This is a genomic window from Hymenobacter humi (assembly GCF_042665855.1).
GTDB classification, from domain to species: Bacteria; Bacteroidota; Bacteroidia; order Cytophagales; family Hymenobacteraceae; genus Hymenobacter; species Hymenobacter humi.
On sequence record NZ_JBHTEK010000001.1, the window covers coordinates 1,494,203 to 1,516,646 of the forward strand.

Genomic DNA, 22,444 nt, shown 5'->3' on the forward strand with positions numbered 1-22,444 from the left:
GATGCCCATAGCCTTCAGGCGGGGGCCAGGTCGGCAATGTAGTTGGCCCAGCCGTTGGGGTAGTTGGAGTTCCAGTAGTCCCACCAGAAGCCTTGCAGCACGACTTGTTGGGCGCGGGCCGCCTGCTGGCCCAGTCCTAGCAATAGGACCAGCAGCAGGAGTAAACGGGAAGCCCGGTGAAAGATAGATTGGGTAGGGGTGTGTTTCATGTGTGGGATTTTATGAAAAAAGAAGAAAATAGTGTGCGTAAAAAATGGCTATGCAGCCCCGCGTGACATCCAATTCATACCGAGGTAAGATAGATTTTTTTCGGCTCAATACGGTAGGAAGCACATAATGTTATATTCGTTCACTTTGCTTGGTTTGTAGATAAATCAAGAAAAATTATTTTGATTTTATCAAGATTGACTTTGTTGAATCAGGCGCCTGCTTGCGCTCAGGGAGTTGAGCCAAAAAGCCCCCGTGGCGGCAGCTCATCGAGGTTCGAGAAATAGGAAATACTTTCCCTGAATTGAGTTGAAAGCATATGAATTTTTACCTGGAGCCGTAATTTCAGCGCATGGTTGAGTTCACTGCAGTCCCACGGGCTAAGTCGGTTTTGAGGGGGTGCGGTTTACCTCGTTTTTTAAGCTGGCAGCGTTGGCCCTTGCGTTGGGCGGCTGCCAGGTCCGGGCCGATGAAGCCCGTTCATTGCCCAGTGCCTTGCAGAAGGCCCTTGTTGCCGTTCCGGCGCGGGAAGACACCGCCAGCATTCCCTCAGCGTCCGCCGCCCCGGTGCCCGACTCGCTGGCCCTCACGCCCGTGCCGGCCGTACCCGAAGTTCCCGACACCCTGCGCCAGGCCATCCGACGCCTGCACACGGCCCTGGGCCCGGCCGCGGCCGACCTGCGCCCTGAGGTGCTGGAACAGGCCTGCGTGGGCTACCTCACCCTGCACCCCACCGGCCGCATCGAGCGCGCCGGGCTGCTGGCCGTTGCCGACATGGACCTGCCCAATACCAGCCGCCGCCTGTGGGTACTCGACCTGCGCCAGGCCAAGGTGGTGCACCACAGCCTGGTGGCGCACGGCGAGGGCTCGGGACGGCTACGGGCCACGCGGTTTTCCAATCTGGAAAAGTCGGCTTGTACTTCGCTGGGCTTCTACCGCACGGCCGACACCTACGACGGCATTCACGGCTATTCGCGCCGCATCGAAGGCCTCGACAAGGGCCAGAATGCCAATGCCTACGACCGGTATGTGGTGCTGCACGCCGCCGACTACGCCAGCCCCAAATACATAGCGCAGCACGGCCGCCTGGGCTACAGCCGCGGCTGCCCGGCACTGCCGCCCGAGCAGTTTAAGGCGATTATCGCTTCCGTGCGGGTGGGCAGCATGCTGCTCATCAGCGGGCCGGGGCTGGCTTCGCGCTGGCTCGATGGCCGGGCGGCAGGACGGCGGTTTCTGGCGCGCGGGTGGGACTAATTCCTCTGTTTTGAAACCATTACCCGGGACCCGCACGGCCTAAAAGGAATCTTTTGGGGCCTTTGGTCGTTCAGAAACGAGCCACTAAGCCAGCGACTTCCGTATAGGCTTGTAAATCAACTGTTGTTTTTGGAGCCTTGGTTCCACTAGTCATCAGCCAAAATCATATGAATATGCATCAGCCCAGCGTCGTTCAGCGGAAACGCAAAGCCCAGAAAAGGGCTCGGTTAGCTCGCCGGGTACTGCCTTTTTTGGCGTCCCTGTTTTTGGCTACCCCTTTGGCTGCGCCCGTGACCAAGTCCATGGCCGGTAGCACGAGCAGCGAGTTGCGTATGCCTTCCGGAGCCTTTTCGGCCACGGCCGTATTCGACCAGAAGCTGCACGCCAGCTACACAGCTCTTGGCGCTGAGCAACAGGGCCTGCGCTTCGAAACCTTCGCTAAAGCCATGACTGGCTACCTCAACCTGCGGGCAAGCGGCCACCTGGCCGAAGACAAGCAGCTACTGACGGTAGTTGACTTCGACCTTCCTTCGACGGAAAAGCGTCTGTGGGTTTTCGATTTGGCCAGCAATAAAACGCTGTTTCATACGCTGGTGGCCCACGGCCACAACTCCGGCGAGAACGAAGCCACCAACTTCTCAAACACCGACCAGAGCAACATGAGCAGCCTGGGCTTTTACGCCACCAGCAGCGAATACACCGGCAAGCACGGCCGCAGCCTGCGCCTCGAAGGCCTCGATGAGGGCTTTAACACCAACGCCGCCGCCCGCTCGGTGGTGATGCACGGGGCTGATTACGTTAGCGAAGACTTCATCAAGCAGAACGGCCGCCTGGGCCGCAGCCTCGGCTGCCCCGCCCTGCCTATGGATATGAAAGATGAAATCATCGAGGCAGTGAACGGCGGCACCTGCCTGTTCATCAACAAGTCGGATGCCGGCTACGATTCGAAGTACCTGAACCTGGAGGCGGCCGTTGCCGCGCTAGTGCCCCAGGCAACTGCAAATCAGAGCTAAGCACCAGAATCACATAAAAAAGCAGAAGGCCCGAATGCATATGCATTCGGGCCTTCTGCTTTTTCCGTTTAGCTCAATTTCTGTCCACTGGTTAAGAGTCTATCCCAATAGGTAACGCCATGCTGAGCCTGTCGAAGCATCTTTACCGCAATAGCAAAAACCTGTTGATTGGAATTACTACTGCGATAAAGATGCTTCGACAGGCTCAGCATGACGTTCTTATTTTACTGCCTTTTTGGATAGGCTCTAAGCAGCAGTTTGTGCGTGGCAGCTACTGGGGTTACTGTAGCTTCACGCCGAACTTCTGGCCGACGCCTTCCAGGTCCCGTACCACGGCTTCGAGTAGCGGAATACCGTCGAGCAGGCGGTGGGCAGCCGTTTCGCGTTCCGGGTCGCCCGGTATCAGCACCTTCTTGCCTTCCACCGCGTGGGCGTTGCGGAAAGTCGTAATCCAGTTGTCCATGTGGGCTTTGAACTCGTCGGCAGGCCGAAAGGCATCCACGCGCATGGCCCCGAAGAAGTGGCCCAAGCCTGGCCCACGGGGTCGGTGGGCGGCTGCAGGAACGCCACAAAGGGCGGAACCCACGGCCCGTAGTTTGCGCCCGAGAGCACTGCCGAAAATATGTCAACGATGCTGCCCAGCGCGTAGCCTTTGTGCGAGCCGGTGGCCCCGCCCAAGGGCAGCAGCGCGCCGCCGTTCTTCACGGCATTGGCATCGGTTGAGCTGCTGCCGTCGGCGTTCTGCACCCAGCCTTCGGGCACGGGCAGCTGCTTGCGTTGGGCGATTTCGAGCTTGCCGTTGGCGGCGGTGGTGGTGGCCAGGTCGGCTACGAAATCGGGCTGCTCGCCGGCGGGTACGGCCACGGCAATGGGGTTGGTGCCCAGCAGACGGTCCAGGGAGTAAGTGGGGGCCACCAGGGGCGAGGCGTTGGTCATGGCCACGCCTATCATGTCGTGGGCCAGGGCCAGCATGGCGTGGTAGCCGGCAATACCGAAGTGGTTGGAGTTCTTTACCGAAACCCAGCCGGTGCCTACTTGCTGGGCTTTTTCGATGGCTACGCGCATGGCTTTGGGGCCCACCACCAGGCCCAGGCCGCCGTCGCCATCTACCACGGCAGTGCTGGGGGTTTCGTAGGTCACGCCCACCCGCGGCGTGGGATTGATGCGGCCGGCTTCCCAAAGCCGCACGTAGCCCACCAGCCGGGCCACGCCGTGCGAGTCGATGCCGCGCAGGTCGGCCGAGAGCAGGGTTTCGGTGGCGAGAATAGCATCGTCTTCCGGGCAGCCCATGCTGCGGAAGATGGCTTCGGTGAAGGCGAAAAGCTGGGTGTAAGTAAACGTCATGGGGTTGAATTAGGCGGCGAGCATTTCGGCCAGCAGGCCTTCCTTGAGGGCGTAGGCCGAAGTGCGGATGCGGGTAATGCCCGAGATACCCAGCACATAGTCAATCAGGATGGCAGCTACCACCAGCATATCGGCGCGCATGGGCAGGATGCCCGGCAGGGCCATGCGCTGCTCGTGGTTGGAGCTGAGCAGGTGACGGTAGCTGGTCTGGAAGCTTTCCAGCGGCAATTCGGTGGAAGGCGGCAAATTTGCCTCCGCGCGAATCTCGCCAAACTGCATGTCGGCTAGGCTGTCGAAGCTGCCCGACGCGCCCACCAGACTCACGGGCTTGTAGTAGTCGATGGCTGCAATGAGTGGCGCCAGCACTGTGCCCAGATACTCCTGTTCGGCAGCTACAGCAGCGGCCGGCATGATGCCTTCGGGGTTGGGGAAAAACTGGTCGAGCAGGCGCTGGGCGCCGATTTCGAAGCTGTGCTTCCAGAATATGCTGGCCTCGTCGGCTATGATGAACTCCACCGAGCCGCCGCCAATGTCCATTAGCAGATGCGGCTCGTTGCCCAGCGGCACAGCTTGGCGGATGCCGGCACAAATGAGCTCCGCCTCGCGGGAGCCGGCAATGACGTCGACCTGGATACCGGTCTGCTCATAAATGTCGCGCACCAGGTCGGGGCCGTTGCTGGTCACGCGCATGGCGCTGGTGGCCGTGGCGCGGGTTTCGGTCACTTCGTGCAGCTCAATTTCCTCCTTGAAGCCGGCCAGCGTGTGCAGGGCGCGGGCGTAAGGCTCCGGCGCGATGATGCCCTGGCTGATGCCGCCTTCGCCCAGGCGCACGCCGGCTTTGGTGCGCAGCAGCACCAGCGGCTTTTCGCCATGGGCGGTGGGCATCTCTACAATGAGCAGGTGGAAGGTGTTGGTGCCCAGGTCAATGAGCGCAAGGCGGCGATGGGCGTGCGGCGTATGCATGAAGCAGAAGGAAAGGTTGGAAAAACTCCCCTCCTTTTTTAAGGAGGGGATGCTCAACTGCTAAGTTGAGCCTGGGGTGGTGAAGTCGTTGAACGATGGACGAACGATGGTTGCTGCGCCGTTCTGCCGCCAGTTGTGCGGGTATCGTTCAACGAAGGCAACCACCCCCGTCCGAGCCCTTGGCTCGAACATCCCCTCCTTAAAAAAGGAGGGGAGTTGTTGTTCAATCAAACTTAAGTTGCAAACCGGCAGAACGTGCCCAGGGGCAGCTTGCGCTGGCCGGAATCGTGCAAATAAATCTCGCCCAATTCCCGCACGGCTTTTTTGCCGGGGAAGATGGCCGTGGTCAGGTTGTCGAGGATTAGCGCCGAGAAGCCGAGTGAATACAGGTTCACCACGAAGAAATGGTCTTCGGGGTCGAGCAGCTGCTGGCTGAGCTTGAGCATTTCGTTGAGCTCGTCTTCGAGCCGCCACTTTTCGCCGTTGGGGCCGCGGCCGTAAGCGGGCGGGTCGAGGATGAGGCCCTGGTACTTGCTGCCGCGCTTCACTTCGCGCCGCACGTACTTCATGGCGTCTTCCACCAGCCAGCGCACGCCGTCGAGTTGGCTGGCTTCCATGTTGTCGCGGGCCCAGAAATTGACCTGCTTCACCGAGTCGAGGTGGGTGACGTCGGCCCCGGCGGCGCGGGCGGCCAGCGTGGCCGCGCCGGTGTAGGCAAACAGGTTTAGCACGCGCGGTAGGGCGGCGCGGCGCTTGCGCGTCTGGTTGTAAATGAACTGCCAGTTGGGGTCCTGCTCCGGAAACAGGCCCACGTGCTTGAACGACGAGAGCCCCAGCCGAAACTTCAGCTTGAGGCCGTCGGGCCGCTCGTAGGCAATCAGCCACTGTTCGGGCATGGCGGGCTTGAGGCGCCACTGGCCTTTTTCGGTGGAGCCGGGGGCGCGGGCGAAGGCGGCATCGGCCTTTTCCCATTCCTTCAGGGAAAGGTGCGGGTCCCAGATGGCCTGGGGCTCGGGCCGGGCCAGCACATACTTGCCGAAGCGCTCCAACTTCTGGAAGTTGCCGCTGTCGATGAGTTCGTAATCGGGCCAGGGCGAGGTGGTGAGGAAGTCGTACATAGAGAATGCAAAGGTAGGGGCCGTGCCCGGCAGGGAGGGCCGATTTGGCCGGCGCCCGGGCCGGAGCGGCGAAGTGGCAGCCTCGTATAAGGTGAGATGTTCAAGATTCGCAAAGACCCAGAATTGCCAGCGTGGGTGTTCCTGGCCCTGCGCATCGGCTCGCTATTGGCTGTGGCAATCATCGCCGCCATAATTGCGAGGTGTGGAGATTACTAAGGGCAACGCAGGAGTAGATGCCGGCATTTTGGGCATGAATGTCAGATAATTAATGCTCTTAATGGTGCAGTAAGTCCGGTTTATCGAAGAGTATCCGCTAAGCTGAAGACTAGCACTTAGCTTTACCGGATGCTTACTGCAAACCGGAAGATGTGGGCGGGCGCAATTGTAGCGCTCCTGGCCGGGCTGGCGCTGGTGCTGTGGTGGCCCCGCACGCCCGCGCTGCGCCCGCTGCTTTCGCCCGAAACCTATGCCCAGCGCCGGGATGTATTCCGGCCACACCGCGGGCAGATTTTTGACCGGCACGATTCCCTGCTGGCTTATACCGGGCAGCGCTACCTGCTTACGTTGCCCAAGCGTCAGCCTCTCGACTCCACTCGCTTCAACCGACTGTTGGGCTGGCCCGATAGTGCGTTGCAGGCGCGGGTGGCCGATATGCGCCGCCGGGAACTGCCCCTGCAAATTGAGCTGACCCTTTCGGAGGCCGACACCCTGCGCCGCCACCGCCGCGAGTGGCCGCACCTCTGGGTGCGCGAGTACACGGCCCGCATCTTCCCCAAAAACGTGGCCGCGCCCGTGCTGGGCTACGCTTACAATTCAGCCCAACCCTTCCTGTACCAGGCCCAACGCCTCCGCCGCGGCCGCTTTTACCGCCTGCGCAACGGCGGCGTGGAAAGCTACTACAACAGCCTGCTCACCGGTCGCCGCGGCGCCTCCCACCCCTGCTCGATGCGCTGGGCCAGCGGCACGGCTCCTGGGCTACTGATACCGCGGGCCGCCCCGGCCAGGACCTGCACCTGAGCCTCGATTCCAAGCTGCAAGCCTACGCCGAGCGCCTGCTGGGCGAGCGCCGCGGCTACATCGTAGCCCTGGAGCCTGCCACCGGCGAAATTCTGGCCTACGTATCGGCCCCGACCTACGACCCCGCCGTGATAATGGCCCCCACCCGTGGCCGGGAGCGCCGCGCGCTGCTGCTCAACCCCGACATGCCGCTGCTCAACCGGCCCGCCACGCAGGCCAATCCGCCGGGCTCGGTGTTCAAGCTGGTGAACGCAGCCGTGGCCCTGCAGGCTGGGCGCCATCAGGGCCGATGCATCGTTTGCCTGCGACCAGTCGCTTATGAACTGCGTGCACCACCACCCCAGGGCCCGCAGCCTGACCCAGGCCCTGAAGTACAGCTGCAACCCGTACTTCTACCGGGTGCTGCAAACCGTGGTGGAGCAAGTGCCCGACTCGCTGGCGCAGCCGGCCGATACCTGCGCCGTGCAGCGCCAGAATCTGATGGCCTGGACGCGGCACGTGAAGTCGTTCGGCCTCGACACCCTGCTCGGCGTGGACGTGCCGCGCGAGAGCCCCGGTTTCATTCCCACCGCGGCCTACTACGACCGCCGCCTGGGCCCCTGCAACTGGACTTATGGCAACATCTACTCGCTGAGCGTGGGGCAGGGCGAAATCAACCTCACCGGCCTGCAAACCGCCAACGTACTGGCCACCATTGCTAACCGCGGCTATTACTACACGCCGCATTTTGTGCGGGCCGTGGGCAGCTCGGGCGCCCCGCTGCCCAAGTTTCGGGAGAAGCACCGCACGCTGGTCGACAGCGTGCATTTCGCCGCGCTCATTCCAGGCATGGTGGCTGCACTGGGCCGCGGCGGCACCGCCGACCTGGCCAGCCTGACTGACGTAGGCATCAGTGTGGCCGGCAAAACAGGGACGGTGCAAAACGATGAGGGCGACGACCACGCCACGTTCGCCGGCTTTGCGCCGGCCAACCAGCCGAAAATTGTGGTGGCCGTGTACATCGAAGCCGCGGGCTACGGTGGGCTGTCGGCGGCCCCTTGCGCAGCCCTGATTATGGAGAAATACCTGCGCGGCAAAATCGCCCCCAAGCGCAAGCGCTGGGAGGGGTGGCTACGCTGCGGCAACCTGGCTGAGCAAGGGCATTAGGGAAATTGAGCTGGCAAACCGGTTTCTTTGCAGTCTGTCATGTCGAGCGTAGCCGAGACATCTGGCTCGCATCGTTCAACGATTGAGTTAGTGTTGCACGCAAGATGTCTCGGCTACGCTCGACATGACGTTCTTTTAGTAGCCACAGGTTATTCTCATGCAATTCCACAAATACCAGGGCACCGGCAACGACTTCGTGATTATCGACGACCGAACCCGGCAGTTCGACGAAACCGACCAGGCCCGCATTGCCCACCTTTGCCACCGCCGCTTCGGCATCGGGGCCGATGGGCTGATGCTGCTGCGCGAGCGTGCCGGCTACGATTTCGAAATGGTGTATTTCAACGCCGACGGCCGGCCCAGCTCCATGTGCGGCAACGGCGGCCGCTGCCTGGTGGCCTTTGCTAAGTTCCTGGGCGTCATCCAGGACCGGGCCCATTTCCTGGCTGTGGACGGCCCCCACGATGCCCGCGTGGAAGCCGACGGCACCGTGCGCCTGAAGATGATAGACGTGGCCCCTCCGCAGGAAGCAGCGGTAGGGGAGGACGACGTATTTCTGCACACCGGCTCGCCCCACCATGTACATTTCCTCGACCCGACGGAGTCGCCCAGACTGGCCGAGTTCAACGTGTTTGCCGCCGGCCACGACATCCGCTACGACCAGGCCTACGACCCCGCCGGCACCAACGTCAACTTCGTGGAAGTACCCGCCGACCTCTCGCAGCCCTGGCCCGTGCGCACCTACGAGCGCGGTGTAGAAGACGAAACCCTGAGCTGCGGCACTGGCGTCACGGCCGTGGCCCTGGCTGCCAGCCGCCGCGGCGCCACCTCGCCCGTGCGCCTGCACACGCCGGGCGGTGAGCTGGAAGTATCCTTTGACACGCGGCCCGACGGCGGCTTCACGAACGTGTGGCTGAGCGGCCCGGCCGTGCGCGTATTCGAAGGAAAAATCTAGCTTCGGAGTCTTCGTTTCTCGCTTCCTATGCCCACCGCCAGCGCCCCGCAACCAGCCCAACGAAACGCCGTGTTTCTGCGCGCACTCGAGCCTGAGGACCTGGAGTTCCTTTTTGCGCTGGAGAACGACCCGGACATTTGGGGCGTGTCCGACACGCTGGCTCCGGTCTCGCGCACAGCGCTGCGTGAGTATTTGCTGCACGCAAGCGCCGACTTATACGTAGTTCGGCAGCTAAGGCTTGTGGTTACTACTGAAATTAGCAGCGCGCCCGTGGGCGTGGTCGACCTGTTTGAGTACGACCCGCTGCACCAGCGCGCCGGCATCGGCATCACCATTCTGGCCAGCGAGCGGCGCCACGGCTACGCCCGCCAGGCGCTGGAACTGATGAAGAACCACGCCCGCCACGTGCTGCGGCTGCACCAGGTGTATGCCACTGTGGGAATGGGTAATGCCCCAAGTATGAGGCTGTTTCGGGCCGCGGGGTTTCGGCGGGTGGGCACCCGTCAGGCGTGGCTGCGCACCGCCACCGGCTGGCAGGATGCCGTGGAGTGGCAATGCCTGCTCGAAGCCGAGCAGAGCTAATAGGTATGTAAGGATTTAAATATTCATACCGGTTGATGCTACTAGATGGCACTGGATTGGGTTGTTTAGCAGAGTAAGCTCAACCATATCCTTCCGGCAGGCGGGGCCGTATAGTGTGCCAAGCGCCCGGGTTGTCTATCTGTGTTGTCCCGATGCGGCGCGAAACCTTATCTTCTTGCCGTTATCCATGCCACCATCGTCGACGGCGGAAGTACCTCTGCGTGCCTCCGCCACCGCTGTCCGGCCCAGCGCATCAGCTGCCGAAAATACTCCTGAATATACCCTGCCCGACCTGGTTTGCTTTGCGCATTTACACTGGGACTTCGTATGGCAGCGCCCGCAGCATTTGCTTTCGCGCTTTGCGCAAGTCGGCCGGGTGTTTTATGTAGAAGATGCCTTTTATCACGCCGATGACCTGGTTGAGCCGCACATTGAAATAAAAGAGCGGGACAACGGCGTAAAAGTGGTGGTGGCGCACCTGCCCCAGCGCCACCGCCTCGACGAAGCCGCCAGCGACCAGGCCCAATTCGAGCTTCTCAGCCAATTTTTTAGCGAGCAAAGCATTACCAATTACGCGTTCTGGTACTACACGCCCATGGCGCTGGCCAAATCGCGGCATTTCCAGCCCGTGCTCACCGTGTACGACTGCATGGACGAGCTAGCCAACTTCAAGTTTGCCCATCCCGAGCTGAAGAAGCGCGAGCAGGAGCTGTTCCGCAAGGCCGACCTCGTGTTTACGGGCGGGCACACCCTTTACGAAGCCAAGCGGGAGCAGCACCCCGATGCCCACGCTTTCCCGAGCAGCATCGATAAGGCCCACTTTGGGCAGGCCCGCGGTCCGCTGGCCGAGCCGGCCGACCAGGCCGCCATTCCGCACCCCGGATTGGCTTTTTTGGCGTGGTCGACGAGCGACTCGATATTGAGCTGCTGCGCGAGCTTTCCCAGAACCACCCCAATTGGCAGTTCGTCATTATCGGCCCGGTGGTCAAGATTGACCCGGCCATTCTGCCCCGCACTTCCAACGTGCATTACCTCGGCGGCAAGGACTACAAGGAACTACCTGCTTACCTCAAGGGTTGGGAGGTAGCCACGCTGCTATTCGCTGACAACGAAAGCACTAAGTTTATTTCGCCGACCAAAACGCCCGAGTACCTGGCGGCCGGCAACCCCGTGGTAAGCACCCCCATTCGCGACGTGGTGCGCCCGTACGGCGACCTGAAGCTGGTGCAGATTGCCGACAACGCCGCTGATTTTGGCGCCGCCATTGCCACGGCCCTCACCCAGCGCGAAGACGCCGACTGGCGCCAGCGTACCGACGACTACCTGGCCACCATCTCCTGGGACCAAACCTGGCAGGACATGGTGGACCTAATGCTGCAGCGCCTCGCTGCGAAAACCCCTGATGCGGCCACGGCCGCCGGCACCCAACCAGCCGTCAAAGTCTCGGAAGTGCCCCTTCCCGATTCGGCTCCACGCCATTAGTCCTAATTATCCTCGTTAGTCTCCATACTTCCATACCCCTACGCACCATGTTCGATTATCTCATCGTTGGGGCCGGTTTTGCCGGCAGCGTGCTCGCCGAACGGCTGGCCACCCGCAGCAATAAGAAGGTCCTTGTTATCGATAAGCGCCAGCACATTGCGGGCAATGCCTACGACCACTATAACGAGGACGGCATTCTGGTGCACAAGTACGGCCCCCATATCTTCCACACCAATTCGAAGGACGTATTTGATTACCTCGGCAACTTCACCGATTGGCGCCCCTACGAGCACCACGTGTTGGCCTCGGTCGACGGCCAGATGGTGCCCATGCCCATCAACCTCGATACCATCAATAAGCTCTACGGCCTGAACCTGACCAGCTTTGAAGTTGAGCAGTTCTTTGAGTCGGTGGCCGAGAAAGTAGATGTCATCAAAACGTCGGAAGACGTGGTGGTGAGCAAAGTGGGCCGCGAGCTGTACAATAAATTCTTTAAGAACTACACCAACAAGCAGTGGGGCCTCGACCCCTCGCAACTCGACAAATCCGTGACGTCGCGCGTGCCCACCCGAACCAACCGCGACGGCCGCTACTTCACCGACACCTACCAGGCCATGCCCCTGCACGGCTACACCCGGATGTTTGAGAAGATGCTCGACCATCCCAACATCAAGGTGATGCTCAACACCGACTACCACGAGGTGATGGACTTCATTCCCTTCAAGGAGATGATTTTCACGGGTCCGGTAGACGAGTACTTCGACTTCCAGTTCGGCAAGCTGCCTTACCGCTCGCTCGAGTTCAAGCACGAGACGCTGAGCAAGGAGAAGCACCTGGCCGCGCCCGTGGTAAACTACCCCAACGAGCACCCCTACACGCGCATCACCGAGTTTAAGGCCCTCACCGGCCAGGACCACCCCAAAACGGCCATCGTGTACGAGTACCCGCAGGCCGAGGGCGACCCGTACTACCCCATCCCGATGCCCGAGAACGCCGAGCTGTACAACAAGTACAAGAAGCTGGCCGATGAAACGCCCAACGTGCACTTCGTGGGCCGCCTCGCCACCTACAAGTACTACAACATGGACCAGGTGGTGGCCCAGGCCCTGACGCTCTACAAAAAGCTGACGGAAAAGGAGAACGCCACCAAGCCCGCCCGCCCCGCCATCACGGGCAGCACGGCCCTGGTCGACAAGCTGGTGAGCCGCTCTCCCAAGCAGGAATAGCGCCCACGGGTTTCTGTCACCTATTCAGCTGCCACCCTTGCGCGCCTGCGTCGGGGTGGCAGTTTGATTTAAGTCCAGGTTAAGCTGCGCGCTTGGCTGGACCATTATTCCACCGACTATATTATTTATGAACCAATTAGATATCTGGGGCGGCATCGAATGCAGCCATTGCCGCGTGGGCGATACTTATTCTGACCAGCTCACCCGCAATGGCCACTGGCATCGGCTCGATGACCTGGACGCACTGGCCGACCTTGGCCTGAAAACCCTGCGCTACCCGCTGCTGTGGGAGCACACCTGCCCCGATAGTCCGGATATCTGCGATTGGGCATGGCCCGACATTCGCCTGCCGCGTTTGCGCGAACTGGGCATCAACCCCATCATTGGCTTGGTTCACCACGGCAGCGGCCCCCGCTACACGGCCCTGCACGAAGACAACTTTGCCACCGGCCTGGCCCAGCACGCGGCCAAAGTGGCCGTCCGCTACCCCTGGCTCACCCACTTCACCCCCGTAAACGAGCCCCTAACCACGGCCCGCTTCAGCGCGCTCTACGGCCACTGGTACCCCCACACCGCCGACGACCGCACCTTCGTGCGCGCCCTGCTCAACCAGCTCGACGCCACGCGGCTCTCGATGAAGGCCATCCGGGAAATCATCCCGCACGCCCAGGCTGGTGCAAACCGAGGACCTGGCCCAGGTGCACAGCACACCTGCCCTGCGCTACCAGGCCGACTTCGAAAACCTGCGCCGCTGGCTCAGCTTCGACTTGCTGTGCGGCCACGTTACGCCCGAGCACCTATTTTGGGGTTACCTCACCGAGCACGGCGCCAGCGAAGCTGAGCTGCAAACGTGGCTCGACGACCCTTGCCCGCCCGATATCATGGGCCTGAACCACTACCTCACCAGCGAACGGTTTTTGGATGAAGGGTTGAATAATTATTGGGAATGTCACGTCGCCGACAATGGCCGCCAGCGCTACGCTGATGTGGAGGCCGTGCGCGTAGGCAACCTGAAAATGACCGGCGTGTGCAGCCTGCTGCTGCAAGCCTGGCAGCGTTACAACCTGCCGGTGGCCATCACGGAAGCCCATCTCAACTGTACCCGTGAGGAGCAGGTGCGCTGGTTGAGCTATGTATGGAACGAGGCCAGGGCCGCCCAAGAGCAAGGCGCCGACGTGCGCGCCGTCACGGTCTGGTCGTTGTTTGGCACGTTCGACTGGGACAGCCTGCTCACCCGCAACGCCGACAGCTACGAAACCGGCGTTTTCGATGTGCGCAGCGGCCAGCTCCGGCCCACCATGCTGGCCAAGCTGGTGCGCCACCTGGCCCACAACCAGCCCTTCGAGCACCCCGTGCTGCAAAGCCTGGGCTGGTGGCAGCGCCCCGGTCGGGTGCAGTTCCAGCCCAGTACCGCTCCGGCTCAACCGCGCGTACTCAAAGCCGTTAAAACAGGAGTGAAAGCAACTTATGCTGCTCCCCATGACCAACAACAAGACCTGGAATATGCGGCCTGATTTCGTTCCTGACCACATCTCCGAGCGTGCCATTCGGCCCCTGCTCATCGCGGGCGCCCACGGCACGCTGGGCCGGGCCCTCGAGCGCATCTGCCACACCCGCGGCCTGGTGGCGGTGGCCATGGGCCGGGCCGAGCTGGACATTACCAGCCCGGTTTCGGTGGAAAACGTGCTGGATAAAGTTCGTCCCTGGGCAGTCGTCAATGTGGCTGGCTACGTGCGGGTAGATGCCGCCGAAACCGATGCCGGGCAGTGCTTCAGCGAAAACGCTACCGGGCCGTCGGTGCTGGCCACCGCCTGCGCCGCCCGCCAGCTGCCGTTTCTCACCTTTTCTTCCGACCTGGTGTTCGATGGCGAGCAGGACGAGCCTTACACGGAGTCGTCGAAGCCCAACCCGCTGAACGTGTACGGCCGCAGCAAGCTGGCTGCCGAGCAGCGCGTATTGGCGGTGCATCCCCAGGCCTTGGTGGTGCGCACCAGTGCGTTTTTCAGCAGTTGGGACGAGTTCAACTTTGTGCACTTTGCGGTGCAGGCCGCCCGCCGCGGCGAGCAGTTTGAAGCAGCCGACGACGTGCGCATTTCGCCCACCTTCGTGCCCGACCTGGTGAATGCCTCGCTGGATTTGTTACTGGATGATGCCGCTGGTATCTGGCACGTGACCAACCACGGCTCGTGCACCTGGGCCGAGCTGGCGCGCATGGCCATTGCGCGCGCCGGCCTGTCGCCGGATTTGGTAGTGCCGCGTCCCATGGCCGGCTTTGGCCTGGCAGCCGCCCGGCCCCGCCAAAGCGTGCTGGTAAGCGAGAAAGGCATAGTGCTGCGCTCGCTGGAGCATGCCCTCGACCAATGCGTGCGGGAAATGGAGCACCACCCCATTGTAGCGGGCTAACCAAGGATGTAGGAACGCGCCATGGCGCGTTCAATCGTTGGATGGTTCGGCGGCAATTTGTAGGAACGCGCCTTGGCGCGTTCAGCGGTCGCGCCTTGTGGTTCGCCCACAACGCCTGACCGTTTAACGATTGAACGCGCCATGGCGCGTTCCTACATGTTTTTATCAAGGAAATGCAAGCCGCTTCGCGCTGCGAACTGCCTTGGTTGAGCTGCTGTTACACCACTTACCCTTCTGCCAAGGTGTCGTAATTTTTGTTTTGGGACGGTTTTAGCGGAAGGCTCCGTAAATTTGGGGTGCGCCCCGGCGCTATTCGCTAAAAAACTACCTGATGTTTGAATTCCTAGGCAAGACCGTCGCCAAAATATTTGGCTCCAAGTCGGAGCGCGATTTAAAGGAAATCGTGCCCTACGTGGCGCTGATTAATGCCGAATATGCCAAACTGGCCGGCTTGACCGATGACCAGCTGCGCGAGCAGACCCAAAGTGTCCGGGCCCGCATCGACGAGCGCCTCGCCGGCCTCGACGGGCAGATTGCCGGCTTGCACCAGCAAATCGACAGCCAGCCCCACTCGATGTGGCGCAAAAAGAGGTGTTGTTTGAGCAAATTGACGCGCTGGAAAAGCAGCGCAACAAGGACCTCGAAGCCGTGCTGCTGGAGGTATTGCCGCCGGCCTTCGCCATTGTGAAGGAAACCGCCCGCCGTTACAAGGAAAACGGCCAGCCTGGTAGTTACGGCCAACGCCCACGACCGCGAATACGCCGCCACCCACCCCAACTGTACCATTCAGGGCGACCAGGCTATCTGGAGCAACAAGTGGCTGGCCGGCGGTGCCGAAATCACCTGGGACATGGTGCACTACGACGTGCAGCTGATTGGCGGCGTGGTGCTGCACCAGGGCAAAATTGCCGAGATGGCCACGGGCGAAGGCAAAACGCTGGTTTCGACTTTGCCGTCGTTCCTCAACGCGCTGTCGAAGCGCGGCGTACACCTCGTAACCGTCAACGACTACCTGGCCAAGCGCGACTCCGAATGGAACGCGCCGCTGTTCGAGTTCCACGGCATCACCGTGGATTGCATCGACAAGCACCAGCCCAACACGCCTGAGCGCCGCGCTGCCTATCAGGCCGACATCACCTACGGCACCAACAACGAATTCGGCTTCGACTACCTGCGCGACAACATGGCGCGCGACCCCGAGGAGCCTGGTGCAGCGCAAGCACCACTTCGCCATGGTCGACGAAGTTGACTCCGTGCTCATTGACGATGCGCGGACGCCGCTCATCATCTCCGGCCCGGTGCCCCGCGGCGACGTGCACGAGTTTTATCAGCTCAAGCCGCGCATTCAGCGCCTGGTAGACGAGCAGAAGAAGGTGGTGCAGAACTACCTCGTGCAGGCCCGCAAGCTCATTGCCGAAGGCAAAACCGGTGTGGAGGAAGGCGACAAAAACGGCGAGGGCGGCCTCATGCTGTTCCGCGCCCACCGCGGCCTGCCCAAGAGCAAGCCCTCATCAAGTTCCTCTCGGAAAGCGGCATCCGCGCCGTGCTCCAGGCCACTGAGAACCACTACCTGCAGGACAACTCCCGGCAGATGCCCAAGGCCGACGAGCCGCTGTTCTTCACCATCGACGAGAAGAACAACCAAATTGAGCTAACCGAAAAAGGCATCGACCTGATTACGGCCCAGGGCGAAGACCCCAAGCTGTTCATCATGCCCGACATCGGCATGGCCATCGCCGACATCGAGAAAAACGCCACGCTTTCGGCCGAAGAGAAGCTGCATCAGAAGGAAAAACTGATGAGCGACTACCAGGAGAAAAGCGAGCGGGTGCACACCGTAAACCAGCTCCTGAAGGCCTACACGCTATTTGAGAAGGACGACCAGTACATCCTGACCGAGGACGGCAAGGTGAAAATCGTGGACGAGCAAACCGGCCGCGTAATGGAAGGACGCCGCTACTCCGATGGCCTGCACCAGGCCATCGAGGCCAAGGAGAACGTGCGCGTGGAAGACGCCACCCAGACCTACGCCACGGTGACGCTGCAGAACTACTTCCGCATGTACCATAAGCTGTGCGGCATGACCGGCACGGCCGAAACCGAAGCCGGCGAGTTCTGGGAAATCTACAAGCTCGACGTGGTGGTGATTCCCACTAACCGCGCCATAAGCCGCAAAGACTCCGACGACCAGGTGTACAAAACGGTGCGTGAGAAATACAACGCCGTGGCCCTGGAAATCCAGAAGCTGGTGGAAGCCGGCCGCCCGGTGCTGGTAGGTACTACCTCGGTTGAAATTTCTGGCTGGTTTCGCGCATGCTGAAGCTGCGCGGCATCCAGCACCAGGTGCTGAACGCCAAGCAGAACCAGCGCGAGGCTGAGATTGTGGCCGCCGCTGGTTTCCCCGGCACCGTGACCATTGCCACCAACATGGCCGGCCGTGGTACCGATATTAAGCTGCGCGAAACCTCGCGCGAATCGGGTGGTCTGGCCATCATCGGCACGGAGCGCCACGAAAGCCGCCGCGTGGACCGCCAGCTGCGGGGCCGCGCCGGCCGCCAGGGCGACCCGGGCACCTCGCAGTTCTTCGTGAGCTTGGAGGACAACCTGATGCGCCTGTTCGGCTCCGACCGGATTGCGAAGCTGATGGACCGCATGGGCATGGAAGAGGGCGAAGTGATTCAGCACTCGATGATTACCAACTCCATCGAGCGGGCTCAGAAGAAAGTGGAGGAAAACAACTTCGGCACGCGCAAGCGCCTGCTGGAGTACGACGACGTGATGAACGCCCAGCGCGAAGTGGTGTACAAGCGCCGCCGCAACGCCCTGCACGGCGACCGCATGGAAGTCGATATCCTCAACATGATTTATGACGTGAGCGAGGACATCGCCGCCGGCCACAAAATCACGGGCGACTTCGAGGATTTCAAGCTGGCCGTTATCCGGGTATTCGGCTACGACACCTACCTCACGGCGCAGGACTTGACCAGCCTGCAGGTTGCTCCCCTCACCCAGAAGCTGTACGAAGAAGCCCTGGGCTATTTCCAGAGCAAGAACGAGCACATTGCCACCAACGCCCTGCCGCTGGTGAACGACCTGCTCAACAACGGCGCGCCCTACGAAAACATCGCCGTGCCCTTCACCGACGGCAAGAAGCAGGTGCAGGCCATCGCCAACCTGCGCAAGGCCCAGGCCAGCGGCGGACACGACATTCTGCGCCAGATGGAAAAGGTGGTGGTGCTTTCCGTGATTGACACGGCCTGGACCCAGCACCTGCGCCAGATGGACGACCTGAAGCAGGTGGTGCAAAACGCGGTGTACGAGCAGAAAGACCCGCTGTTGGTGTACAAGTTCGAGAGCTTTGAGCTATTCAAGCGCATGATTGGCAAGGTGAACGAGGAGACTACTTCGTTCTTGTTCCATGCCGACGTGCCCGTGCAGCAAGGCATGGTGGGCACCAACGACGAGCCCGAGTACTACCTCGAAGACGAAGAGCCCGCGCCCCAGCTCACCGTGGAGCACGAGTCCATGCTCGACTCGCTCGGCGCCGGTCCCGAAGACATGGGCCCCGACGACCAGCCCGCCGTGAAGCAAACCCCCGTGCGCAGCCAGAAAGTAGCCAACCGCAACGACAAGGTGAGCGTGCAGTACATGGACGGCCGCGTGGTGCGCGACGTGAAGTACAAGACCGTAGAGCAGGACGTGCTGGAAAACCGCTGCGTGCTGGTCGACTAAGTGCGTAGGGCCATTCTCGTATTCAAGCGGGACTGAGCAACACAACTGATAAAGAAAAAGCCCCTTGCTTTTCAGCGAGGGGCTTTTTCTTTCAATCCTGCTAAACATCACCGATGAGAAGCAGTACACCGTTAGGCGCGGGGCGGGCGGTGGTCGTGCACTTGGCTATCGGCCAGCCACTCGCGGGCGGCGCCTTCGTCGTTGAAGAAGTAGGGATAGAACTCGTGCTGGGCCTGTTGGCGCAACAGCGTCTCCGTGCCGATGCTCTCGATTTCGGCGCGGTGGCTTTCGCTGGCCACGCAGGCCAGGAACACGGGCGAACCCAGCACCATCACGACCTGCTCGGCCAGCAGTTCCTTGAGCCAGTCCAGCAGGGCGGGGAGAACTCGTCCTGACTGCGCATGTCGAGCAGCCAGAAGCGGCAGCGGTTGTGCTTCAGTGCCGCGTTCAGCAGCTCCTGTTGGGGTGGGTGCAGGGTGTGGTCGGGCACGTTCTTCAGCCAGCGGCCCATCAGCAAGTTGGGCTGAGGCTCGTAGTTGAGCGAAAAAACATCGGAAAGTACCGTGGGCATGGCTCTGATAATAAAGTCAGTAAATGTAAGCCCGTCTGGCTGCCCGTTTGAAAAAACAACTCGTTGCTACTCCGATGCGAAAGCTGGTTAAGCCTGATTAGCTCAATTGCTAAAACAAGCACGCTTGGCGCTGCTCTCATAATCCCTGGCAGCATATGAACAGCCGGGCCCGACCACCCCGCAGGCAGCGCCGTAAGCATGGTTCATTCCCCCTACCTTTGCCCCATGACCCTTGCCGCCCGAATTGACCACACTCTTTTGCGCCCCGACTGTACCGAAGCGCAGGTTGCGCAGTTGTGCCAGGAGGCCGCCGCCCATGGCTTTGCCAGCGTGTGCGTGCCGCCCTGCTACGTGGCTTTTGCTACCGAGCAGCTTGCCGCCACGGCCGTGGGCATCTGCACGGTGATTGGGTTTCCGTTGGGCTACGCGGCCAGCAGCGTCAAATTCAAAGAAGCCGAAGTGGCGCTGTACGACGGCGCTACCGAGCTGGACATGGTCATCAACATCTCGGCGCTGAAGTCGGGCAAGAGCGAGGCCATTCAGGCCGAAATCCTGGATTTGGCCGATTTATGCCACGTGCATCAGGCCTTGCTGAAAGTCATCATCGAAACCGCGCTGCTCAGCGCGGAAGAAATTGAGCTGGCCTGCCAGCTGTGCGTGGGCGGCGAGGCCGACTTTGTAAAAACCTCCACCGGCTTTGCCACCCGCGGCGCTTCGGTCGAAGACATTGCCCTCATGCGCCGCGTATTGCCCGAAAACGTCCGCATCAAAGCATCCGGGGGCATCCGCACCCGCGAGGCCGCGCTGGCCCTGGTAGTGGCTGGCGCCGACCGCATCGGCTCTTCCAATAGTGTGGCCCTGATTGCTGAAAACAATGAAACGACTGCTGCCTAAGATGCTATTGGCCTCCCTGCTGCTGACGCTGGCTGCCTGCGGCAGCGCCAGCACAAAAGCGCCGCGGGCCAGCGCCCCGGCCGATACCACGCTCAAGAAAACCGGTACCCCGGCCACTGGCGCGGCCACCATGCCGGCCGAAGACGTGACGAAGTACCGCCCCGTTTTCAGCGCGCCCAAAACGACGCCTGCGACGCCAGCGGTAAGCAGCAAAACCACGGTAACGCCCACCAACCACGTGACTGCGCAAGTCGAGCAGCGTCTGCGCGACCAGGCCTACACCAACCAGAACGTGAAGTATGCCCAGGGTTACCGCATCCTGGTGTATCTGGGGCTGGAGCGCGACCAGGTGATGGCCATCCGCCGCAACATCATCGGCCGCTACCCGGACGAAACCGACTACATTACCTTCAAATCGCCGGTTTATCGGCTGTACATCGGCGATTATGTCACCAAGCTGGAAGCGGCCCGCGGCCTGGCCAAGCTCCGCGGCCTCTCGCCCAAGCTGGAGCTGGAAGCCACCCAGGTGCTCCTGAATAAGAACCCATAAGGAAAGCAGAACAACAAACTCCCCTCCTTTTTAAGGAGGGGATGTTGCCGCGCAAGCGGCAACTGGGGTGGTTAAATCGTTGAACGATTCACACGCGAGTTGTTCGCCCATCGTTCAACGAGGGCAACCACCCCCGTTTGAGCTAAAGCTCGAACATCCCCTCCTTAAAAAAGGAGGGGAGTTTGTTGTTCTACGACCCAACATTCAGCTCAATTTCATGCCCGACCTGATTCCCCAAATTCAGCGCCTCGCTGCCCAGTACGCGGCCGATACCGTGGCTATACGTCGCCACCTGCACGCCCACCCCGAGCTGTCGTTTGAGGAAACCAACACCGCGGCTTTTGTGACACGGGAGCTAGAGAAGCTGGGCCTGCAGCCGCGCCCCATTGCCAAGACCGGCGTGGTGGCCCTGATTGAAGGGCAGCCCGGCGGGCCCACCATCGCCTTGCGGGCCGACATGGACGCCCTGCCGATTCTCGAGGCTAACGACATTCCGTACAAATCCACCAACCCCGGCGTGATGCACGCCTGTGGGCACGACGTGCACACGGCCTCGCTGCTGGGCGCGGCGCGCATCCTCAATGACTTGAAAGGGGAGTTTCGGGGCACCGTCAAGCTGATGTTTCAGCCGGGGAGGAGCGGCTGCCGGGCGGCGCCTCGCTGATGATAAAGGAAGGCGTGCTGGAAAACCCCCATGTTTCCAATGTGCTAGGCCAGCACGTATTTCCGCACCTGCCGGCGGGCAAGATTGGCGTGCGGGCCGGCCGCTACATGGCCAGTACCGACGAGCTATACCTCACGGTGCGGGGCAAGGGCGGCCACGGCGCCATGCCCGAAATGAACCTCGACCCCGTGCTGGTAGCTGCCCACATCATTGTGGCCGCGCAGCAAATCGTGAGCCGCCGCGCCAGCCCCAAAATTCCGTCGGTGCTCAGCTTCGGCAAGGTCATCGCCAACGGGGCCACCAACGTTATTCCCAACGAGGTCTATATCGAAGGCACCTTCCGGACCCTGAACGAGGAGTGGCGCGCCGAAGCCCACCAGCACCTGCGCCGCCTCTGCGAAGGCCTGGCCGACAGCATGGGCGCGGTGTGCGAGCTCGAAATCCGCCACGGCTACCCCTACCTCGAAAACGAGCCCTGGTGACGGCCCGCGTGAAAGCGGCCGCCGAGGCGTACCTGGGCCCCGAAAACGTGGTGGAGCTCGACCAGTGGATGGCCGCCGAAGACTTTGCTTACTTCTCCCAGGCGGCGCCGGCCTGCTTCTACCGCCTCGGCACCCGGCACGAAGACGGGCGCTTTGCGTCCTCCGTGCACACGCCTACCTTCGACATCGACGAAAAAGCACTGGCCACCGGCCCGGGCCTGATGGCGTGGCTGGCCATTCAGGAGCTGGCGCGTCAGTAGCTCCAGTGGCTTTTAATTTCTTCCTGATTATGAAAAACTGGTATTCTGTTGCTCGGACCGGGGCGGCGCTATTGGGCTTCGGTTTGGTGCTGGCTCAACCGGCTGGTGCTCAATCCCGCCGCGCCACCCAAAACCTGCAGTTGTGGCCCGAGCTGCAAGCCGAGCCTGGCGCTCAAGAGCGGTGGCTATTTCTTTATGGCTTTGCGCGGGCAGCGCGAAGCCCAGACGAACAGCTACGACGCCAGCCGGCGCCGCCTGGGCTTCGACGAGCGCCGCCTGACGATGGGCTACGAGCATTTCTGGAACGAGCACTGGAGCGGCGGCGGCACGGCCCGGCTGGAGGCTACGGGATACAGAAATCTAGTGCTGGTGCCCGAGGTTTTGCTTCGGCACCGCAGCGCCGTGGGGCCGCTCACCTTTGGGCAGCGCCTGAGCTTGGAGCGCACCTTTCCCAACAACGCCGGCTACGTGGGCGGACCCGGCCCCGATGGCCAAACGTGGGCCCGGCTGCGCGTCGACCTGGAAAAAGTGCTGCCCCTGGCCCGCGCGGGGCGGCGCTCCGCCCGCGCCTGAGCTACGAA

Annotated in this window: 19 protein-coding genes and 4 pseudogenes; 17 read left to right on the forward strand and 6 right to left on the reverse strand. The window is 61.6% G+C overall.

Features of this window, described 5'->3' with window-relative positions:
* Window positions 1-14 precede the first annotated feature (14 nt).
* Complete coding sequence (locus ACFQT0_RS08505; RefSeq protein WP_380201934.1) at window positions 15-143, reverse strand: hypothetical protein; 129 nt, start codon at window positions 141-143, stop codon at window positions 15-17.
* Between the two features lie 496 nt (window positions 144-639).
* Here ACFQT0_RS08505 and ACFQT0_RS08510 point away from each other — a divergent pair, with 496 nt between their 5' ends.
* Together ACFQT0_RS08510 and ACFQT0_RS08515 are read left to right on the forward strand one after the other, a co-directional pair.
* Complete coding sequence (locus tag ACFQT0_RS08510; RefSeq protein ID WP_380201936.1) at window positions 640-1,461, forward strand: murein L,D-transpeptidase catalytic domain family protein; 822 nt, start codon at window positions 640-642, stop codon at window positions 1,459-1,461.
* A gap of 266 nt (window positions 1,462-1,727) precedes the next feature.
* Window positions 1,728-2,474: a murein L,D-transpeptidase catalytic domain family protein gene (locus ACFQT0_RS08515; protein ID WP_380201938.1), complete on the forward strand. Its 747-nt coding sequence runs from the start codon at window positions 1,728-1,730 to the stop codon at window positions 2,472-2,474.
* Window positions 2,475-2,754: 280 nt separating this feature from the next.
* Here the strand turns inward: ACFQT0_RS08515 and ACFQT0_RS08520 are convergent.
* The 3 genes and pseudogenes from ACFQT0_RS08520 to ACFQT0_RS08530 all read right to left on the reverse strand — a co-directional run bounded on the left by ACFQT0_RS08520 (window position 2,755) and on the right by ACFQT0_RS08530 (window position 5,899).
* Window positions 2,755-3,818 (reverse strand): annotated as a pseudogene (locus ACFQT0_RS08520) (Ldh family oxidoreductase).
* A 9-nt stretch (window positions 3,819-3,827) separates the two neighbouring features.
* Window positions 3,828-4,781, reverse strand: coding sequence for a Ppx/GppA phosphatase family protein (locus ACFQT0_RS08525; protein WP_380201940.1), 954 nt, complete (start codon window positions 4,779-4,781; stop codon window positions 3,828-3,830).
* Between the two features lie 233 nt (window positions 4,782-5,014).
* The gene (locus tag ACFQT0_RS08530) at window positions 5,015-5,899 is read right to left on the reverse strand and encodes a class I SAM-dependent methyltransferase (protein WP_380201942.1); all 885 of its coding nucleotides are present in this window, start codon (window positions 5,897-5,899) and stop codon (window positions 5,015-5,017) included.
* A gap of 366 nt (window positions 5,900-6,265) precedes the next feature.
* Between ACFQT0_RS08530 and ACFQT0_RS08535 the strand changes: the two genes are divergently transcribed.
* The 11 genes and pseudogenes from ACFQT0_RS08535 (at window position 6,266) to secA (ending at window position 18,442) form a co-directional block, all read left to right on the forward strand.
* Complete coding sequence (locus tag ACFQT0_RS08535; protein WP_380201944.1) at window positions 6,266-6,916, forward strand: hypothetical protein; 651 nt, start codon at window positions 6,266-6,268, stop codon at window positions 6,914-6,916.
* A gap of 92 nt (window positions 6,917-7,008) precedes the next feature.
* Window positions 7,009-7,131, forward strand: a pseudogene (locus ACFQT0_RS08540) (hypothetical protein); the annotation flags it as partial.
* A gap of 103 nt (window positions 7,132-7,234) precedes the next feature.
* Window positions 7,235-8,062 carry a penicillin-binding transpeptidase domain-containing protein gene (locus tag ACFQT0_RS08545; protein ID WP_380201946.1) on the forward strand — a complete coding sequence of 276 codons (828 nt, stop codon included), beginning with the start codon at window positions 7,235-7,237 and terminating at the stop codon, window positions 8,060-8,062.
* 157 nt (window positions 8,063-8,219) lie between these two features.
* Window positions 8,220-9,017 (forward strand): diaminopimelate epimerase, encoded by a 798-nt coding sequence (gene dapF / locus ACFQT0_RS08550; protein WP_380201948.1) that lies wholly within the window; start codon window positions 8,220-8,222, stop codon window positions 9,015-9,017.
* Between the two features lie 27 nt (window positions 9,018-9,044).
* The gene (locus ACFQT0_RS08555) at window positions 9,045-9,599 is read left to right on the forward strand and encodes a GNAT family N-acetyltransferase (RefSeq protein WP_380201950.1); all 555 of its coding nucleotides are present in this window, start codon (window positions 9,045-9,047) and stop codon (window positions 9,597-9,599) included.
* A 175-nt stretch (window positions 9,600-9,774) separates the two neighbouring features.
* Window positions 9,775-10,686, forward strand: a complete 912-nt coding sequence (locus tag ACFQT0_RS08560; RefSeq protein ID WP_380201952.1) for a hypothetical protein — start codon at window positions 9,775-9,777, stop codon at window positions 10,684-10,686.
* Window positions 10,581-11,081 carry a hypothetical protein gene (locus ACFQT0_RS08565; protein ID WP_380201954.1) on the forward strand — a complete coding sequence of 167 codons (501 nt, stop codon included), beginning with the start codon at window positions 10,581-10,583 and terminating at the stop codon, window positions 11,079-11,081. Before ACFQT0_RS08560 ends, ACFQT0_RS08565 begins: the two co-directional genes overlap by 106 nt.
* A 47-nt stretch (window positions 11,082-11,128) precedes the next feature.
* Window positions 11,129-12,307: a UDP-galactopyranose mutase gene (gene glf / locus ACFQT0_RS08570; RefSeq protein ID WP_380201956.1), complete on the forward strand. Its 1,179-nt coding sequence runs from the start codon at window positions 11,129-11,131 to the stop codon at window positions 12,305-12,307.
* Window positions 12,308-12,981: 674 nt separating this feature from the next.
* Window positions 12,982-13,821, forward strand: a complete 840-nt coding sequence (locus tag ACFQT0_RS08575; RefSeq protein ID WP_380201958.1) for a hypothetical protein — start codon at window positions 12,982-12,984, stop codon at window positions 13,819-13,821.
* On the forward strand, window positions 13,775-14,710 hold the full coding sequence (locus ACFQT0_RS08580; protein WP_380201960.1) for an SDR family oxidoreductase: 936 nt from the start codon (window positions 13,775-13,777) through the stop codon (window positions 14,708-14,710). The genes ACFQT0_RS08575 and ACFQT0_RS08580 overlap by 47 nt, the downstream gene beginning before the upstream one ends.
* A 331-nt stretch (window positions 14,711-15,041) precedes the next feature.
* Window positions 15,042-18,442 (forward strand): annotated as a pseudogene (gene secA / locus ACFQT0_RS08585) (preprotein translocase subunit SecA).
* 131 nt (window positions 18,443-18,573) lie between these two features.
* Here secA and ACFQT0_RS08590 read toward each other — a convergent pair.
* Window positions 18,574-18,777 carry a hypothetical protein gene (locus ACFQT0_RS08590; RefSeq protein ID WP_380201962.1) on the reverse strand — a complete coding sequence of 68 codons (204 nt, stop codon included), beginning with the start codon at window positions 18,775-18,777 and terminating at the stop codon, window positions 18,574-18,576.
* A complete protein-coding gene (locus ACFQT0_RS08595) occupies window positions 18,774-19,013 on the reverse strand; it encodes a hypothetical protein (protein ID WP_380201964.1) in 240 nt (79 codons plus the stop codon). The genes ACFQT0_RS08590 and ACFQT0_RS08595 overlap by 4 nt, the downstream gene beginning before the upstream one ends.
* 225 nt (window positions 19,014-19,238) lie before the next feature.
* On the opposite strand from ACFQT0_RS08595, the gene deoC reads away from it, so the two are divergent.
* The 4 genes and pseudogenes from deoC (at window position 19,239) to ACFQT0_RS08615 (ending at window position 22,436) form a co-directional block, all read left to right on the forward strand.
* Window positions 19,239-19,907 carry a deoxyribose-phosphate aldolase gene (gene deoC / locus ACFQT0_RS08600; RefSeq protein ID WP_380201966.1) on the forward strand — a complete coding sequence of 223 codons (669 nt, stop codon included), beginning with the start codon at window positions 19,239-19,241 and terminating at the stop codon, window positions 19,905-19,907.
* Complete coding sequence (locus ACFQT0_RS08605; protein ID WP_380201968.1) at window positions 19,888-20,457, forward strand: hypothetical protein; 570 nt, start codon at window positions 19,888-19,890, stop codon at window positions 20,455-20,457. Before deoC ends, ACFQT0_RS08605 begins: the two co-directional genes overlap by 20 nt.
* Before the next feature lie 217 nt (window positions 20,458-20,674).
* Window positions 20,675-21,863 (forward strand): annotated as a pseudogene (locus ACFQT0_RS08610) (M20 metallopeptidase family protein).
* Between the two features lie 48 nt (window positions 21,864-21,911).
* Entirely contained in the window at window positions 21,912-22,436 is a 525-nt protein-coding gene (locus ACFQT0_RS08615; RefSeq protein WP_380201970.1) for a hypothetical protein, read from the forward strand.
* Window positions 22,437-22,444 lie beyond the last annotated feature (8 nt).

Coding starts and splice junctions, on each gene's coding strand:
- ACFQT0_RS08535 (WP_380201944.1), top strand. CDS start 6,266: ATGTGGGCGGGCGCAATTGTAGCGCTCCTGGCCGGGCTGGCGCTGGTG.
- glf (WP_380201956.1), top strand. CDS start 11,129: ATGTTCGATTATCTCATCGTTGGGGCCGGTTTTGCCGGCAGCGTGCTC.
- dapF (WP_380201948.1), top strand. CDS start 8,220: ATGCAATTCCACAAATACCAGGGCACCGGCAACGACTTCGTGATTATC.
- ACFQT0_RS08525 (WP_380201940.1), bottom strand. CDS start 4,781: ATGCATACGCCGCACGCCCATCGCCGCCTTGCGCTCATTGACCTGGGC.
- ACFQT0_RS08555 (WP_380201950.1), top strand. CDS start 9,045: ATGCCCACCGCCAGCGCCCCGCAACCAGCCCAACGAAACGCCGTGTTT.
- deoC (WP_380201966.1), top strand. CDS start 19,239: ATGACCCTTGCCGCCCGAATTGACCACACTCTTTTGCGCCCCGACTGT.
- ACFQT0_RS08530 (WP_380201942.1), bottom strand. CDS start 5,899: ATGTACGACTTCCTCACCACCTCGCCCTGGCCCGATTACGAACTCATC.
- ACFQT0_RS08595 (WP_380201964.1), bottom strand. CDS start 19,013: ATGCCCACGGTACTTTCCGATGTTTTTTCGCTCAACTACGAGCCTCAG.
- ACFQT0_RS08545 (WP_380201946.1), top strand. CDS start 7,235: ATGAACTGCGTGCACCACCACCCCAGGGCCCGCAGCCTGACCCAGGCC.
- ACFQT0_RS08605 (WP_380201968.1), top strand. CDS start 19,888: ATGAAACGACTGCTGCCTAAGATGCTATTGGCCTCCCTGCTGCTGACG.
- ACFQT0_RS08580 (WP_380201960.1), top strand. CDS start 13,775: ATGCTGCTCCCCATGACCAACAACAAGACCTGGAATATGCGGCCTGAT.